Origin of the sequence: Sporosarcina ureae, from assembly GCF_002082015.1 — a bacterium.
Lineage (GTDB): Bacteria > Bacillota > Bacilli > Bacillales_A > Planococcaceae > Sporosarcina > Sporosarcina ureae_A.
In genome coordinates this window covers 3,332,279-3,347,630 of record NZ_CP015109.1, presented here as the reverse complement: position 1 = coordinate 3,347,630, position 15,352 = coordinate 3,332,279, and the positions used below count along the sequence as shown (strand labels likewise).

At 41.0% G+C, this 15,352-nt stretch carries 19 protein-coding genes; 4 read left to right on the top strand and 15 right to left on the bottom strand.

What is annotated here, in order from left to right; genetic code table 11:
• Positions 1-48: 48 nt before the first annotated feature.
• Positions 49-1,191: an IscS subfamily cysteine desulfurase gene (locus SporoP17a_RS16320; RefSeq protein ID WP_083035688.1), complete on the top strand. Its 1,143-nt coding sequence runs from the start codon at positions 49-51 to the stop codon at positions 1,189-1,191.
• Between the two features lie 16 nt (positions 1,192-1,207).
• A complete protein-coding gene (locus SporoP17a_RS16315) occupies positions 1,208-1,747 on the top strand; it encodes a transcription repressor NadR (RefSeq protein ID WP_083035687.1) in 540 nt (179 codons plus the stop codon).
• 13 nt (positions 1,748-1,760) lie between these two features.
• Here the strand turns inward: SporoP17a_RS16315 and SporoP17a_RS16310 are convergent, their stop codons facing one another.
• Both SporoP17a_RS16310 and SporoP17a_RS16305 read right to left on the bottom strand, forming a co-directional pair.
• A complete protein-coding gene (locus tag SporoP17a_RS16310; protein ID WP_083035685.1) occupies positions 1,761-2,453 on the bottom strand; it encodes an LrgB family protein in 693 nt (230 codons plus the stop codon).
• Complete coding sequence (locus SporoP17a_RS16305) at positions 2,450-2,827, bottom strand: CidA/LrgA family protein (protein WP_083035683.1); 378 nt, start codon at positions 2,825-2,827, stop codon at positions 2,450-2,452. Before SporoP17a_RS16305 ends, SporoP17a_RS16310 begins: the two co-directional genes overlap by 4 nt.
• A 245-nt stretch (positions 2,828-3,072) precedes the next feature.
• Here SporoP17a_RS16305 and SporoP17a_RS16300 point away from each other — a divergent pair, with 245 nt between their 5' ends.
• On the top strand, positions 3,073-3,285 hold the full coding sequence (locus tag SporoP17a_RS16300) for a cold-shock protein (protein WP_083035681.1): 213 nt from the start codon (positions 3,073-3,075) through the stop codon (positions 3,283-3,285).
• 72 nt (positions 3,286-3,357) lie between these two features.
• Here the strand turns inward: SporoP17a_RS16300 and SporoP17a_RS16295 are convergent, their stop codons facing one another.
• Positions 3,358-3,558, bottom strand: coding sequence for a zinc-finger domain-containing protein (locus SporoP17a_RS16295; RefSeq protein ID WP_083035679.1), 201 nt, complete (start codon positions 3,556-3,558; stop codon positions 3,358-3,360).
• Positions 3,559-3,667: 109 nt separating this feature from the next.
• Between SporoP17a_RS16295 and SporoP17a_RS16290 the strand changes: the two genes are divergently transcribed.
• On the top strand, positions 3,668-4,066 hold the full coding sequence (locus tag SporoP17a_RS16290) for a reverse transcriptase-like protein (RefSeq protein ID WP_083035677.1): 399 nt from the start codon (positions 3,668-3,670) through the stop codon (positions 4,064-4,066).
• A gap of 345 nt (positions 4,067-4,411) precedes the next feature.
• On the opposite strand, the gene SporoP17a_RS16285 is transcribed toward SporoP17a_RS16290, so the two are convergent.
• The 12 genes from SporoP17a_RS16285 to SporoP17a_RS16230 all read right to left on the bottom strand — a co-directional run bounded on the left by SporoP17a_RS16285 (position 4,412) and on the right by SporoP17a_RS16230 (position 15,273).
• Entirely contained in the window at positions 4,412-5,209 is a 798-nt protein-coding gene (locus SporoP17a_RS16285) for an AAA family ATPase (RefSeq protein WP_083035675.1), read from the bottom strand.
• Between the two features lie 245 nt (positions 5,210-5,454).
• Positions 5,455-5,733, bottom strand: a complete 279-nt coding sequence (locus SporoP17a_RS16280) for a hypothetical protein (RefSeq protein ID WP_083035673.1) — start codon at positions 5,731-5,733, stop codon at positions 5,455-5,457.
• A 142-nt stretch (positions 5,734-5,875) separates the two neighbouring features.
• Positions 5,876-6,172, bottom strand: coding sequence for a hypothetical protein (locus SporoP17a_RS16275; RefSeq protein WP_083035671.1), 297 nt, complete (start codon positions 6,170-6,172; stop codon positions 5,876-5,878).
• Positions 6,173-6,935: 763 nt separating this feature from the next.
• The gene (gene hepT, locus SporoP17a_RS16270; RefSeq protein ID WP_083035669.1) at positions 6,936-7,340 is read right to left on the bottom strand and encodes a type VII toxin-antitoxin system HepT family RNase toxin; all 405 of its coding nucleotides are present in this window, start codon (positions 7,338-7,340) and stop codon (positions 6,936-6,938) included.
• Positions 7,333-7,743, bottom strand: coding sequence for a type VII toxin-antitoxin system MntA family adenylyltransferase antitoxin (gene mntA, locus SporoP17a_RS16265; RefSeq protein WP_083035668.1), 411 nt, complete (start codon positions 7,741-7,743; stop codon positions 7,333-7,335). The genes hepT and mntA overlap by 8 nt, the downstream gene beginning before the upstream one ends.
• A 553-nt stretch (positions 7,744-8,296) precedes the next feature.
• Positions 8,297-8,704 carry an RDD family protein gene (locus tag SporoP17a_RS16260; protein ID WP_083035666.1) on the bottom strand — a complete coding sequence of 136 codons (408 nt, stop codon included), beginning with the start codon at positions 8,702-8,704 and terminating at the stop codon, positions 8,297-8,299.
• 142 nt (positions 8,705-8,846) lie between these two features.
• Positions 8,847-9,119 carry a hypothetical protein gene (locus SporoP17a_RS16255; protein WP_083035664.1) on the bottom strand — a complete coding sequence of 91 codons (273 nt, stop codon included), beginning with the start codon at positions 9,117-9,119 and terminating at the stop codon, positions 8,847-8,849.
• 118 nt (positions 9,120-9,237) lie between these two features.
• Positions 9,238-9,537: a hypothetical protein gene (locus SporoP17a_RS16250; RefSeq protein ID WP_083035662.1), complete on the bottom strand. Its 300-nt coding sequence runs from the start codon at positions 9,535-9,537 to the stop codon at positions 9,238-9,240.
• 79 nt (positions 9,538-9,616) lie between these two features.
• Positions 9,617-10,000: a hypothetical protein gene (locus SporoP17a_RS16245; RefSeq protein WP_083035661.1), complete on the bottom strand. Its 384-nt coding sequence runs from the start codon at positions 9,998-10,000 to the stop codon at positions 9,617-9,619.
• Positions 10,001-10,252: 252 nt separating this feature from the next.
• Entirely contained in the window at positions 10,253-10,852 is a 600-nt protein-coding gene (locus SporoP17a_RS16240) for a metallophosphoesterase family protein (RefSeq protein ID WP_083035659.1), read from the bottom strand.
• Positions 10,853-10,858: 6 nt separating this feature from the next.
• Positions 10,859-11,683 (bottom strand): sulfurtransferase, encoded by an 825-nt coding sequence (locus tag SporoP17a_RS16235; RefSeq protein WP_083035657.1) that lies wholly within the window; start codon positions 11,681-11,683, stop codon positions 10,859-10,861.
• The gene (locus SporoP17a_RS16230) at positions 11,680-15,273 is read right to left on the bottom strand and encodes a dynamin family protein (RefSeq protein ID WP_083035655.1); all 3,594 of its coding nucleotides are present in this window, start codon (positions 15,271-15,273) and stop codon (positions 11,680-11,682) included. The genes SporoP17a_RS16235 and SporoP17a_RS16230 overlap by 4 nt, the downstream gene beginning before the upstream one ends.
• Positions 15,274-15,352 lie beyond the last annotated feature (79 nt).

Here is a 15,352-nt window from a genome sequence, read left to right as displayed (position 1 = left end):
CGTTATATGACAAGATGAATATATTATTTATTGCAGGAGGTCATTCAATTGCATTACTTTGATTACGCTGCCACGACACCTCTTCGTGAAGAAGCCGCTTCAGTCTATGTGTCAGTCTCTCAACAACAGTTTGGCAACACGACGAGCTTGCACGACGTAGGAGGGGCCGCACTAAACGTATTGGCCCATAGTAGACAAAACTTGTCTGCACTTCTTGGCGTACGTTCTGAAGGGCTATACTTTACTTCAGGCGGGACGGAAAGCAACACGCTTGCCTTAGTATCTTTAGCGGAGTCGGCAAAGAACAAAGGACAGCATATGATTCTTTCGGCCGCGGAACATCCTTCTCTTCATTCAGCTGCAGCGTATCTGGAAAGACAAGGCTTCCGTACGACGACAATCCCTTTTACAACGGCAGGCATCATCGATTTACAAGCACTTGAAGATGCCATTACGGACCAAACGACTGTCGTATCCGTGCAACATTGCAATCCGGAGATCGGTACCATTCAACCCATCCGATCTATATCGAAACTACTAAAACCTAAAGGCATTTATTTGCATAGCGACTGTGTACAATCATTCGGTAAATTATCTATGCGTGACATCTCTCCATATGTAGACAGCTTGTCGGTATCCAGCCATAAAGTGCACGGTCCAAAAGGCGTCGGTGCCGTCTATATCGATCCACGCATTCGTGCAGTCCCGCTATTCCCAGGTGCTACGCAAGAGAAAGGATTTAGAGGCGGGACGGTGAATGTACCCGGAATTGCTGCATTCGTTACGGCAGCTGAACTGGCACATCCTAATGAAGCAAAGTATCGTGCATTGCGCGCTCTCTTCATGAACATACTCTCTGCACGTCCTGAAGCATTTACTATCTATACTAGTCCGCAGTCGTCTGAACAACTTCCGCAAATTATCGGTCTATGCGCCAAACACTCAGAAGGACAGCGCATTATGTTAGAATTAAATAGAAGAGGATTTGCGGTGTCGACAGGCAGTGCTTGTCAAGTCGGTCAGCAACAGTCATCTATGACGATGAGCGCGATGAATATACCCGCCCACTTAGCGAAAGGATTTGTTCGGATTTCATTTGGCGAGACGTCGACTAGCGAAAACGCCACCCAATTAGCAAAAGCGTTGCTCGAAGTGGCGGTATCTGCACAAACCCCGATAGATATTTTATAGATAGCAGGTGAGTGTTTTGAGAAAAAAAGTAAAAGTGGCAGGAGAACAGCGCCGTGATGTAATTCTCCAGACATTAAAAGAAGCAAATCATCCCGTAACGGGTGCAGAATTAGGTGAACTGACAAAAGTCAGCAGACAAGTGATCGTCAGTGATATTAATTTATTGAAGGCAAAAGACGAACCGATCATGGCGACCAATCAAGGATACCTATACACACGGTCAACTAAGAAAGTAAAAGACGTAGAAAAGATCATCGTCTGCAAACATACGCCTAGTCAAACGGAAGAAGAGTTGCACATTTTAGTCGACCACGGCGTAACCGTGAGAGATGTCCGGGTAGAACATCCTGTGTATGGTGATGTGCGTGCATCCATCATGGTATCGAACCGGCAAGAAGTGAAGACATTCATTGAACAAATTCAACAAGCACAAGCTCCTTATCTATTGAATTTGGACGAGGGCGGCATTCATTTACATGCTATTTCCGCTCCACGAGCAGAACAACTACACGATGCAGAAGAAGCATTAAAAAAAGCGGGATTCCTAGTCGAATAGGAATTCCGCTTTTTTATGGAAATAACCAAATACCGAATAAAGGTCCCGCAAGTGCACCGATAATCGCAGATAACGTCATGGCAACCGAACTCATGGAAGCCGTTTGTTCTCCGTATTCGAGCGCTTTAGAAGTTCCAATAGCATGCGCACCGACTCCAAGACCAATGCCTTGTCCAATGGCTGTATCAATTTTCAACCAGCGATTGATCCACGGACCCATAAGGATTCCAGCGAGTCCGGCGATAATGACTAACACCGTCGCTAGCGAAGGAATGCCACCGAGTTCTTCAGCAATTTGCATAGCGATAGGCGACGTAATAGACTTCGGTAAAATACTCGCTAAAAGTTCGGTTGAAAACCCGGCGAGTCTCGCTGCTAAGACACCTGTCATCATCCCGACAATTCCTCCTACTACGACTCCACCAAAGATCGGCAACAGATTTTTCTTGATAATATCTCTCTGCTTATAGAGTGGAATGCACAGTGAGACGATGGCAGGACCAAGCAATGCGTCGATCCATTTGCCTCCTACCATATACGTTTCATAGGATGCATTGAATAACGACAACACGATAATCACCACAATAGTCGTTGTCATAATAGGGACTAGAAAAGGCGAACGTAACCTGACGTAGACGGCGTTCATTACAAAATATAGGATAACTGTCAACAAGATCATGGTCAGAGCCAGTACTACTGTATTCATGAAAGAGTTCCCTCCTCTTTCACATGACGCTTGGCCATAGCTTGGCTCACTAAACTTGCGACGACCATCGTGATCAATGTACTACCGATTGTGATCAAGATTAGGAGACTGCCTTTGCCCGCAAATACATGGCCATAATCCATCACACCCACCGTAGCGGGAATTAGATACAGCGGCAAAGTCGATAGAAAGACATACGCGCCTTTTTCCACCCAGCGAAGTGGAATGACTCGGATCGATAACAGTCCCCATAACACGAGCAAACCGATAATGCTTCCCGGCAACGGAATGGAAAGTTTCGCTTGTAAAAACTCTCCTGCTAGAAATAATATGTATAAAAATCCAACTTGCAAAAGCGTGATAACAATTTTCACTCCAACACTTCCTTACCTAATACGTATATGTAGAAAAAATGAATACTTCTTCATTATAGGGAATAGTCAGATAAAAACCAATACTTTCCTTGTTATTATTGAACCGTATTCAGAGTATTCATTCTAGCGTTGACACTTCCAACCTACTCATGTATAGTGTAAGAAGCCGTATTGGGCAAGTTGTCAATAATAGGCTTGCACGTTACGTGTGGAGATGGATTTCTAATTGCCGAGGAGGAATTATTATGCACCAAGGTAAAGTGAAGTGGTTCAGCAGTGACAAAGGGTATGGGTTTATCGAAGCGGATGATGGTGAAGATGTATTTGTACATTTTACCGGAATTGCTACGGATGGATTCAAGACACTGGCTGAAGGTCAAACAGTTTCTTTTGAAGTAATTGAAGGAAATCGTGGTCCACAGGCGGCTAACGTATCGACTCTTGAGGATGAAGTATAACCTCATCTCGGCGCAAACAGCTGAATTTCTAACATAAACAAAGCATCCACGCAGTTGCGGGATGCTTTTTCATTATTTATTTGGAGCCGTACTGATCTTGTTGATTTCTCTTCCAAGGAATTGTAGCTGGTCTCCTACAGTACAGTCGGAAATACAAAATTGATGCGCGCCTGTTTTGCCACGTTCGTTTGTTAGTTGTTTTTTGACGTAACAACCTTCACAATATATATCGAGCAATTGATTAATTTCTTTCATGACAACTACTTTATCCATTAGAAAAGAACTCCCACCTTTCTTCCTCCTATTTTAAGTTGGCTGACGGGATGTTGCAAGTGTTTCTACGTTTTTTACAATTCATTACCAGATTGGAGAGATAAATCTCATGTTGGAAGTGTACATAGATGGTGCTAGCGCAGGCAATCCTGGGTTGAGCGGAATTGGTGTGTATATTAAAGGAGAAGGACAGGACGTTCGGATTAGTGAGCCGATTGAGCCAACGAACAATCATCACGCAGAGTTTCAAGCACTGGTGAGAGGTCTGGAGGAGGCGTCTAAGCTGACGACGGGCATGGTGTCGGTAAGGTCTGATTCGACAGTGGTCGTGCAGTCGATGGAGAAAGAGTTTGTGAAGAACGAGCAGTATGCGCCTTATTTGAAGGCGGCATTGAAACTCGTAGCGACGTTTGATTTTTTCTTTATTAAGTGGATTGCGGACAGCACAAACAAGACGGCGGATACACTTGCACGACAAGCGATATTGATGCAGAAGAAGAAAAAATAGTAAACGAAGTGAGATGTTTCGTCATCTTGTGAGAACTGTCACTAAAAGAGTGTACTGCTAGTGCTTTATTTTTATTCGTAAAGGTTGTTTTTCATGATGGCCTTTTTGGCAGGGGGTTAAGTGTTTGCAGCTTGTTGATCCGCGCTGTAGCTGGACGCGTGTCTTATGGGCAGGCGGTGAACGACACCCCTCGCTTCGCTCGCCCATCCTCCTCAGAGTCGCCGGCTGTAGCGAAGATCAACTAGCCAACTACAGAGAAACCTCCTCCATAAACGCGCCCTTTAATTGAATAGTTTTTATGATCCGGATTTTTCTTGAAGTATTATTCAATGTTCTTCAACAACTTCAAAACTTGTTTTCATGTTTTTTGAAAAATTCATAGTATGTACGGATATTTTCTAATTCCGTCCAGCGTCTCACCTTAACAGGTTTTTCGTCAAGATTATAAATTTTTGCCCCATTCATGGATAGTAGAAATGGAGAATGTGTTGATATGATAAACTGACATCCAAAGAAACGGGCAGATTCTTCAATAAATTTCACCAATTCCACCTGGCGTTTTGGAGAAAGACTGTTTTCCGGCTCATCCAAAATATAAAGTCCATTATCGCCAACCTTTTCAGTGAAATATAGGAATGCACTTTCCCCATTCGAATATTCCCTCACATTATCCATTAATTCATTTCTCACAAAACGGGACTGTGTTTTACTTCTAGCTGTGTTAACCTTTTTTAACTGCTCGTAATCTTCCATAGATTTCATCTGAAAATGGGAATGTTTCGCATCCAAATATTCCTCAAAAAGTTTTTCTCTTTTTTGGTCTATTCCCTCATTGAGATTCCGGATATTCAACATATAGTCAAATACATCATCACTAGTAATAATCCTGCTATTTTCGGGAATATCTTCTTTAAGCTGCATTTCACACATACTGACATAATCAGGATAGAAATTAGATTTATTATAGATAGAATCCCGTTTGATTCCTGTTTTTTCTGCTATCACATTTAATGCAGTAGATTTTCCAGAGCCATTTCCACCATATAAAACCGTCACTGGCTCAAAAACAATCGTTTCAAGGCTATTCTTTGATAAAATTTTAAATGGGTAAAACGAGTCATAGCACGTTCTTTTTATTTTCATGAAGAAGTCAAATTCATTATCATCATTTGGAAATGAAAAGGCATGTAAATAAACCGTAATCCCCCCCTTTAATCTCTTTTTTTATTTAATATCACATCTCATAAGAATTTGTGGAAGTTCTTTTAAATAGCAATAAATTACTACAAGTATCCGGTTTTTTCAGGCTCTTCCTCTATTAACTGGCCTGATTATGAAAAGTGAGCGCTGATTTTTCTTCAAGAAAGCGCCCGATTGGTAAAATATGATTATTTCATTTTAAGTTTTAAAGCATCCACGTATTGTTTGCCCTCGACCAATGACAGACCTAATGTTTCGCGTGCTTTTTTTACCGCTTTTATATCGTCACCATCGTTAATTAATTCACGCAACTCATCATTGATTGGATTTTCAGGGATGTCTACTTTTTTAGAGATAAGGTCTAGGGTGTATCTTATACCTTTGATACGTTCATTAAGTTTAACAACCATAAAAACTAAGTAAAAACCAATAACCAAAAGCAACATTTCTATAAATCCAATATCCATAATTAAACCCACCTCTTTTCAAAAAAATCTGCAACATAATGGCCTTTATATGTAACAGGGGCGCGTGTACTTGCTACACAATCTACCCCCTTCAATTGAACACGGATACTAACAGTATCTGGAACCTTTGGTATAACTAGGCCTATCGTTCACTCAAATAATCAATATACTGCTTAGCCTCAAGTAGCTCTGCTCCAGTAGCCATTCTATACTCTTTAACAGCTTTAACTTTTTCCCCTTCCGAAATAAATTTTAAAAGCGTTTCCTTTAATTCATCATTTATTGGATCGGGTACACCGACTTGCTTAGCAATATTGTCCAATGTATGTTTCATATGAGTAATATCCTTCTTTAACTGGTTATTTCGGTTATTTGCTATAGAAGATATCACTATCCCTCCCATAAGTGCTATAAGCACCCAAAATGCTATATCATTCATCTTTTCACCCCTTTTAATTATTTATTTGATTTTCTAGTTTTTTGAATCGGGGGCATCGCCTATTACCACTCAAATTGTTAATCGCTTCTTAGACTATAGCGCCTGATAGCTAGATAGTGGTTTGAAACCGTTGATCTGCGCTGCAGCCGGACGCGTTCTGGAGGGCGTGCGGTGAACCACACCCCTCGCTTCGCTCGCTAGGTGTTTCACCTGTCAAAGCAAAGATATGCTCCTTCTCGCTGCGCTTCACTCGCAAAAGCCGTTCTTCGTTACGGCTCTCGCTGATCCTCCTAGAGTCGCCGGCTTCCGCTCCGACCAACTAGCTGACTACAGAGAAACTCGTCGACAATCGCGCCCGATTATTGAGAAAACTAAACGAAATCAGTTTTATTTAACAAACCAGAATCACTGTTTTTTTCGATAGTATCTCATAACAAACATTAGAATCATCCCTACAGCCCAGACAATGTAAATTGGATACATTTCGATATCGGTAAGGGAATACTTTTTAACTATTGTATAATTCATAAACGCAAAAATTCCTATTCAACCAATAATAAAACCTACTACTTCAAATATTCTAAGCCGATTCAATCCATCAACTCTAGTATTCTAAATAAAATGGCCCGTTTGAGGTACTAGACACATATTTATTAGAAATACTCCGAAGGCCTAATTTTATCAAATCGCAGATATCCTTCAAGCCTGAAAAACTTCTAAGAATACAGATTCACCAAGTGACTTTATTAACTGACTTACCTTCCTAAAGAACACGTAAGACGATTTTCGTATAGTCTTTAAAGTCGTTAATATGCTTTTCTACAATTGCTTCCAAAATCTCTAAATCTATTGATTGATAATCATGTACAGCAATATTCCTAAAACCTACCATATTCATTAGTGTACTGGCTAATGATTCATCAATAATAGTAGCTTCTTGCAACATCTTAAATGCATCACGACTTGCTTTTGGTACGCCTAACTTCTTTTCACTGACGATATGCATTGCCAAATCGATACTAGCTTCACATGCACGCTGAATATTTAAAATAATGCTATCTTGCTTAGTAAAATCTTTTAGGTTATCTACACTCTGATCATATACTTCATGAACTCGATTCACACAACGTTCGATGGTTGTCACTTTATTTAAAATCACATCATTCATCGCCGAACACACTCCCTCTTTCCCGAATGCTTTCTAATACATCTGCTCGTTGCTGGTTAAGGTTAATGTACATACTAAAAGCCTTCATTCGCTGTTTTACAAACTCATTTTCATCACGGCAAGAAAGTAACTTACCAGTTGAAAAAATTTGCATAGCAAATACTGTATCTACCTCTCGAATATTGACTAAATCGACCTCCCTTTTAGCAACTTGTGCTAGTTCACCCGCTAATATAAAACGTTCATATGATGAAAGTAAATCAACTGCATAATAACCCAAATCAATATCACTGTCTTCTCTAGCAGTGCCTTTTCCATGAGACCCAAATATTAAAATAAATGACGGATTTACTCGTTCATTTAGCAAGTCTACAAGTTCTTTTTTTATTTCTTCAGATAGCATGACTCTCACCACTCTCGTCTGTTTTATCTATTATAAAAGGAGTAACCAAAAATGGCTACTCCTCACTCAATCTCATTCGTTTCTTACATAACAATTAGCCATTAACGCCACCGATAACGGGATAGTGGTTACAACCCGTTGATCTGTGATACAGCCAGACGCGTGTCCTATGGGCGTGCGGTGAACCTCCTGGAGTCGCTGGCTGTAGCGAAGATCAACTAACCGACTTCAGAGAAGCTTCCTCAATAAACGCGCCCGATTAATGAATATCGTTTTTCATTTATTTTGTCTTCATATTAGATTGGCTTTTACCAATGAGATTAAAAAGCAATTCCACTATTTTTTCGGTTGTCTTATTTAATCGTCTTAATTAAATCTCTAACGAAAATAGAGTTATTATCAAAATAACTGCTACAATTATAAATGGCCCTTTTCTGGAAAGCACGAATTTATTCAATTATCGTGCCCATTTTTAGAATACATTTATGTCTTATTTTTTGAAATCCATGACGAAGCCTTGTTTTTTTATAGTTCCTACAAAGATATAAACGCTTCATTGATTTTCAATTCGCTTACCTTCCCTCACCACTGTTCCAGCATATCGGTCGTGCGGGAATTCGCCTCCATTCTTTCCCTCAAATGCATTACGATTTTTCAAATAATCGAAGGTGCTCAGTGTATCTCTGTATGCCATTCGCTTTGCAATTTGTTTGGATGTCAGACGAGCACCCTTTTCATCTGTAACGACAAGTCCGTTTACATTATAACCTGCAGTCTGCCCGAACTGGCGCAGCTGTGCATATTCCAGTGCCCACATGACGACTGTCGGCGTGACTAATACATGAACCGCCTCGTTTTTTACTTTTTTCCTAAGAAAGTATTCCGCCCCAGCCGATACGGCAGTGGAAATTGCAAGATCAATCAAGTATCCCTTTAAACGTTTTTTCGTCAGTGGTTTCATTGAAATTCCTCCCTGTTTTCTTAGATTAATTCACTTGACTTATATTTTCCAAAGTAGCACATGCCCTCCTTTATTCCGTAGAATGGTGCAATTTCGTTTTACGACAATCGCGCCCAGTTTGTTAATAACTTATAATCACCTTTTATTCTTCCCTCTTGAAAACTCCAACCAATAACATCATAAGCCCTATTATAAAAATAACCGGGAAAATGTACCACATAATCAACGCTGCCCAGCCATTTTTAACAATCACAGCATAGGTTAATCCAATGGAAAAGGCCAAGGCTGGTGAAATCGGTAACATAAGAGAAAATCCCCACACCTGGTATTTTCTTTTTTTCGATTTTCCCTTGCTATATTGATAAGCGATAACAGCACCTAACAATGCAATTACATACCCTACAGCGATCGCCATTGCCACACCCCCAATTTTAAATATAAGTATAACTTTATTTACTACGTGTTCTTTAATTAAATGGCCCGTTTCAGGATCCATGCGTCTTCAACAACTGCACTCGCTTAAGGGACGGGTGTTATTTTTTTATGAGCTTGCGGAATATATCAATTACGAAACGAGCAAAAGGGACAGTGATCGGAAGTAAAACAAAAGCATAAATTGTTCCCCACACCCATGTTCCTTCTACATTTATAGTCTCCATACTGCCTCTAGTAAGCGTTTCGCCTATTATCGCACCAATTGTTCCACTAAACCAAGTGATAAAAAATGCACTTCCAATACTTATTTGCCATAGCTTTTTAGTAGACAATCTACTATGTTTTTGAAAATACCCACCTATATACAATTTAATAACCTGTAGTGGCATAATTTTCATTTCAGAATTGCCCTCTATTATAGAATATTAATTTCAATCGGAATTACTCACACTTATTCACATTTTGTCATTGACATTCCTATTCAACAAGTAATATTTTATTATCTTTAATTAAAAAGTCTCCGTATTTTCTAGATAGAACCGCCGTTTTAACTGCGTTTTTCTCATCAGCAAATACTAATAAAAATCGATCTTCAAGTACATCGATGCCCCCACTGTCACCTCTGAATCGGATATCCATCGAATCTTCAATTATCTCATTTGTCGTATACGGACCAAATACCTCTACAGCACCCCATTCAAAACTCGTCATTGTTGTTAAATCAATTAGCTTTTCTTCTTGCTCTAAAGCCGAGTGTATATCCTTACTTAAAATCGCATCCTGACTGGCTCTATTCCCTAGAAAAACAACACCTAAAATGATCATAGTAATAATCAATAAGATCCAAGCTGTTTTACGCATTTCGTTGCTCCCTTTTTTTCTGCTTTGTGTAAGTGCAATGTCATTTACGCCTTTTATTTAACCGAACGATCCATTTATCTTTAAAACTCTACATGAATCGTTTCGGGTGTATCGCTTATATAATAGCTTCAACGTCATTATACCAGAGATATCCAAATATATTTTAATAACAAAAAAGCACCGCAAAATGCGATGCTTTTCTAGTCATTTCACTACTCACTCCTCCACTAAACGAGTCAGACATAAACCCTTTTAGCCTTGTGACGCTTTCATAAATCTAACAGTTTGCTTTTCAGAATCATACAACACCCATTCTCTAGAATCCACAACAGCCCCCACGTTGACAACAGTTCGTGAATCTCTCACCGAAAGCTCTTCGTTCCAGCTAATCGATATGGATTGTCCATCTCTTGTGAAAGTGGATCGATGCGTATGTCCGTGAAAGACTAGGCGTGATTCTGGCAAATGTTCAGCAAGCCACGCCTCTGCTTCGTTATGCGGCCATTGATGACCGTGAATGAGGATTGCATCATCTGCCTTCAACGTCTCCGGTAAGTCGTTCAAGAAGTCCCGTATAGGTTCCGTCTGCTCGGTCAGCAACAGAATTCGTTCTTCTTGATTGCCGTAGGTGGATGGAAACGTGAATAGTTCATCGATACCCTCCGGATGCTTAATCACTTCCTCGACAGTAGGATACATCTGCCCATGAAGGTCTTTTTTGCTGACCGTGCATTCGTATAAATCACCTGTCCCAATAAGAGTGGCTTCAGGTGCTTCATCTGCAATTTGTGCCAGTACAGCTTGCAAATCTTCTTTGGATGAATGAATATCTCCGAGTAATGCGTAGTGCATCGTGTTTCAACCCCTTATGGCGGTTTCGATCGGTGCGTCGTCTTTGGAAATCCAATCGCTGAAACTGCCGACGTATAATTTTACATGTGGATAGTCCAGTTCTGTAAGTGCTGCGAATAAAGGGGAAGCCGTTACGCCGCTACCACAGTAGACGATGACATCATCTTCAGGTGATACGACTTGTTGTAATTGTGCTTTCGCTTGCTGCACATCATACTGTCCGTCTTGCTTCAATTGTTCCCAATCAAAGTTTCGCGCGGTCGGTATATGGCCTGCTTTATGGTAAAGAGGTTCTGTTTCTCCACGATAACGAACTTCAGAACGTGCATCGACAAGCTGTGACGCTTGATTGCCCGCCACCACTTCTTCGACTTCGCTTCTACTTGCATATAACTGGTCTTGCCACTGCGGTTCCACCGTGGAGCGTGCAGGTGTAGCCGAGTCACTTGTTACGTCAACGATTTCGCGTAATTCAGCGTATCCTTCTGTTACGACGTGCACATTCGTGAATCCTCCATACTGCAACATCCACCAAGCACGAGTTGCGAAAGGATTGCCCCCGTCGTCATAAATCAAAATCGTATCTGTACGTTCCAACCCACTTTTACGGAATAGCTCAGTCAAGTGTTCAGTAGAAGGCAACGGATGACGTCCGCCTTCTGCTGAAGTACCTGATAGATCTTCTTCTAAATCCCAATGAACTGCGCCTGTTACGTGTTCTTTTTGATAATCAAGTTTGCCACGCTCTTCATCTTGTAATGAAAAGCGCGCATCGATCCATTTCACCTGACTTGTCTCTATGTCGTGAATAGATACGAATACTTGTGTCATTGAACCAGCTCCCCTTGACGGATTTTTTCGTAGATGTTCTGCCATTGTTCCAGCTGCTCCGAACCGTCAAGCAATGTACGCTCCGATTCGATTTGCACTAGACTTTCTTGCAATAAATGAACGCGTAATGCTTCTGCCTCATCGTCAATCCATAAGTCTGCCCACTTCTCAATACGTTCTTTCTGATCACCCAAATAGCTCGATGCATCTTTTTTCAATGTTTCTTCTAGCTTCGCTTTCAAGATATCGCGATCCCCGCGCTCAAAGAACGACTTTTGATTTTTGAACGATTTATTGACCGCACTGTACACCATAGGATCTTCATATGGCGTCTCGAATGACAGCATGTCTTTGTCGTTCGGCTCATATGGAGACGGAACAATTGATTGGTCCATATCGGACAATGCACGAACTTCCATCCGTTGACGTTCTAGCAATTGTTTCTTCATGTACTGAAGAATACGCAAGTTCGTTACTTTCAATTCCTGCGTTAAATCAAAGCCTACCATATTGACAGTTTCCGCCAATGCAATTTTCAATGCTTTATCCGATGAATTCTTCGCGAAAGTGGACGGACTATATCCTTCTTTAAAGAAATCGCCGAAACGTAGGAATACACGTTGTAAAATATAGTAGACGAGTTCACTCAATTCATCTTGAGTGGATTTCACTAAAATCTCACTTGCACTCTTTTCAAAACGCTCTTTAATTGCCTTTTCAGCAGTCGCAAGCTCTTCTAGCCTTTCTGCTTTCCGTGAACGGTTCTGAATCGTTCTGTCGATCAATGAAGCGAGACGATCGATCGTTTTCGTAGTTTCTTCTTCTAGTGCCTGTACGACTTGTGCACGCAAGTCATGCTCGAGGAATGAATAGAATTTCTCTTCAAAATCGACCATCAATGGATTCGGTTGTTGAGTTAATTTACCTTCTAATGCTTCCAGACTGGAAATACCGTGCACTCGTGGATTACGGATTCCGAATTTCTGTAACTCATTGGCAACGAAGCCTTTTACTTCTTCGCCTTCTTCTTCATTCGAAGCGAGGTCGATTGCGTTGACGATAAAGAACATTTTATCGAGTTCGAACGCATCTTTTACGCGGCCCAGCTGAATAAGGAATTCACGGTCGGCACGTGCGAATGCGTGGTTATAGTACGTCACGAAAAGAATCGCATCGGCATTTCGAATATATTCAAATGCTACGTCGGTATGACGCGCGTTGATCGAATCCGCTCCGGGTGTATCTACCAATGTAATACCGTGGCGAGTTAACGGACAGTCATAGAAGAAATCGATCGAGTCGACGAAACAACTACGTTCTTCTTGTGCAACGAATTTCGTGAACTCTTCACGTTCTACCGTCAATGTCGTACCGAGTGCAGACGTATACACTGGATATCCTCTTTGGAATGCGCTGATGAACGACTTATGGATGTGCAAATTTTCGTCTTCAAGCGGTTGTTTCATTGCCGCATCCGTTTTATTGAAGGCATCTTCAAGTGAAGAAATATCGATACCGAGTGCATGAAACGACAACGCTACGTCTTCGGTCATCGTGGCTTCATCCTTCAAGTGGATATCAGCAGTATTATGCAAGTGTGCTTCACTTACCGGACGGATTCGGTTGATCGCAGCCGTGGTCGGATTCGGTGAAACAGGCAACACTTTTTCACCAATCAACGCGTTAGAGAATGAAGATTTCCCCGCACTGAATGCGCCGAACAATGCAACAGTGAATTCTTGTCCTTTTAAGCGGTCTGCCTTCGTCATCAAATACGATGCTGTTTCGGCAAATCCAGGAATAGCTTCAACAGACCCTGCGATATGCTGCGCATGAATGATCGCTTTTTCTGAATCAACAATTTGACGTTGTTCTTCCACCACTTCTTCTACTACTCCAGCAGTCGTTTCTTGTTCTTCTACTTTTGCTACGTAATCGATGGTTTCGATTTTTTTAGGCTGTTGCCACTCAGCCACCAATTGATCGCGACCCATACGTGTCGGCGCGGACGGATTGGCGATTTCTTTATCGACCCATTCCATGCGCTCTTGCCATTTATTCATTTCTTTTAATGCATCTACTTTTTCTTGGAGCACGGCGATGGTTTCAACGAGAGGTCCTGATTGCTCGCTGCCGGATTCCTTCGCGATGACAGACATCTCCTGTTTCCATTTATCCGTTTTTCGTTTATACACTAAATGAATGGCACGCTTCATTTGCTCTGCATAATTCAAAATGGTTTCACCGGTAATTACTTCTTGAACATGCAGTTGTTCATCCACTTCGTCAAACGGTAGTGTCAGATCCATATTGTCAATCGCAAGTGAACGCTCATCGGTTAAGATCCCCGCTTGTTTCAATGAACTTTTCATTAAAGACTTCATATAAATTTCGATTTGCGTGTGGGCTAGACCAGAAATATTATCGTCTAGCTTTTGACGGCGTCTATCGCGCTCTTCTGCTGTCTTCTTCGCACCAAATAGTAAACCGACTTTGAACTTCGGTGACTTCGCTTCTAAATGATCCTTTAGTAATTCTCTTGTTTCAAACGGCGCGAGTCCTGCGTTCGACAATAATTCATTGCGCTCTTTCTCGAAATTCACATAAAATTCGTCTCCGGAGACTAATTCGAGACGCTTTTTTGCATCCTTCAAATCTTGATTCAGCTCTTCAAACTGATCCCACTCGGATTCGCTCAGGATCTCCGAATGATTCTTTTTCAAGTCGTCTATTTGTTGCTGAAGATATTTCATATGCTCATCTTTTAATTTCAATAAGGATTGCTCAATATTCTGTTCAAAATTCTCTTCGCGGTGTTCAATCGAACCATCCACGATTGCTTTGACTTTTTCAAAATCATTATGCGGGTGATCTAGTTGTTTCAATGACGTGTAGAAAATCCCTTTTGGCTCTACACCCCATAATTTGAACGAATCTTCAACGGACTTTTTGAATTCATCGAATGATAATTCACTGTCGCGATGCTTATCGATCTGGTTGATAATTAAATAGACGTTACTGTTATAACGCATCAATTCTTTTGTGAAACGGAAATTCATTTCAGATTGTACATGGTTATAATCCATCGTATAGAATACTAGGTCCGCTAAGTGTAATGAGGACTCGGTGGATAATCTATGTGCATCATCTGTCGAGTCGACGCCTGGTGTATCCATTACCGTAATTCCTTCAGGTAAATTGGATTCAGTATGGCCGATTTCAACCAATGAAACTTCAGCCCCATCCTTACTGTACGCTTTCACGCCTTCAGAAAAACCATGGCCGCTGAATTTCACTGCACTCCCATCGACACGATGGATAATCGCATAATCTTCATCCGCTTTATGTACTTTTACAATATTCGCACTTGTTGGAATAGGACTGGATGGTAGAAGGTCGTCTCCTGTTAATGCATTGATTGTCGAAGATTTTCCTGCCGAAAAGTGTCCGGCAAATGCAATTGTATATTCTTTGTCGATTATTTTATTAGCAAGTAATGTCGTCTTTGCTTTGCGTTCATCATCTTCATTGCTGGAAAAAATCTGTCCATATGTAGCAGATTGCTGTAAAAATTCATGATTTGTAGACATAATCGTCGTCCTTTCAATTTAAACTCATCTCATCATACCATTAATGCGTGAAAAAATAGATAGTTACTTTATAAGTATT

Excerpts from the sequence above, each read along its gene's own strand:
- SporoP17a_RS16310 (WP_083035685.1), bottom strand. The coding sequence starts at position 2,453 with ATGAATACAGTAGTACTGGCTCTGACCATGATCTTGTTGACAGTTATC.
- SporoP17a_RS16300 (WP_083035681.1), top strand. The coding sequence starts at position 3,073 with ATGCACCAAGGTAAAGTGAAGTGGTTCAGCAGTGACAAAGGGTATGGG.
- SporoP17a_RS16295 (WP_083035679.1), bottom strand. The coding sequence starts at position 3,558 with ATGGATAAAGTAGTTGTCATGAAAGAAATTAATCAATTGCTCGATATA.
- SporoP17a_RS16290 (WP_083035677.1), top strand. The coding sequence starts at position 3,668 with ATGTTGGAAGTGTACATAGATGGTGCTAGCGCAGGCAATCCTGGGTTG.
- SporoP17a_RS16285 (WP_083035675.1), bottom strand. The coding sequence starts at position 5,209 with ATGAAAATAAAAAGAACGTGCTATGACTCGTTTTACCCATTTAAAATT.
- SporoP17a_RS16280 (WP_083035673.1), bottom strand. The coding sequence starts at position 5,733 with ATGGATATTGGATTTATAGAAATGTTGCTTTTGGTTATTGGTTTTTAC.
- SporoP17a_RS16275 (WP_083035671.1), bottom strand. The coding sequence starts at position 6,172 with ATGAATGATATAGCATTTTGGGTGCTTATAGCACTTATGGGAGGGATA.
- hepT (WP_083035669.1), bottom strand. The coding sequence starts at position 7,340 with ATGAATGATGTGATTTTAAATAAAGTGACAACCATCGAACGTTGTGTG.
- mntA (WP_083035668.1), bottom strand. The coding sequence starts at position 7,743 with ATGCTATCTGAAGAAATAAAAAAAGAACTTGTAGACTTGCTAAATGAA.
- SporoP17a_RS16260 (WP_083035666.1), bottom strand. The coding sequence starts at position 8,704 with ATGAAACCACTGACGAAAAAACGTTTAAAGGGATACTTGATTGATCTT.
- SporoP17a_RS16255 (WP_083035664.1), bottom strand. The coding sequence starts at position 9,119 with ATGGCGATCGCTGTAGGGTATGTAATTGCATTGTTAGGTGCTGTTATC.
- SporoP17a_RS16250 (WP_083035662.1), bottom strand. The coding sequence starts at position 9,537 with ATGAAAATTATGCCACTACAGGTTATTAAATTGTATATAGGTGGGTAT.
- SporoP17a_RS16245 (WP_083035661.1), bottom strand. The coding sequence starts at position 10,000 with ATGCGTAAAACAGCTTGGATCTTATTGATTATTACTATGATCATTTTA.
- SporoP17a_RS16240 (WP_083035659.1), bottom strand. The coding sequence starts at position 10,852 with ATGCACTACGCATTACTCGGAGATATTCATTCATCCAAAGAAGATTTG.
- SporoP17a_RS16235 (WP_083035657.1), bottom strand. The coding sequence starts at position 11,683 with ATGACACAAGTATTCGTATCTATTCACGACATAGAGACAAGTCAGGTG.
- SporoP17a_RS16230 (WP_083035655.1), bottom strand. The coding sequence starts at position 15,273 with ATGTCTACAAATCATGAATTTTTACAGCAATCTGCTACATATGGACAG.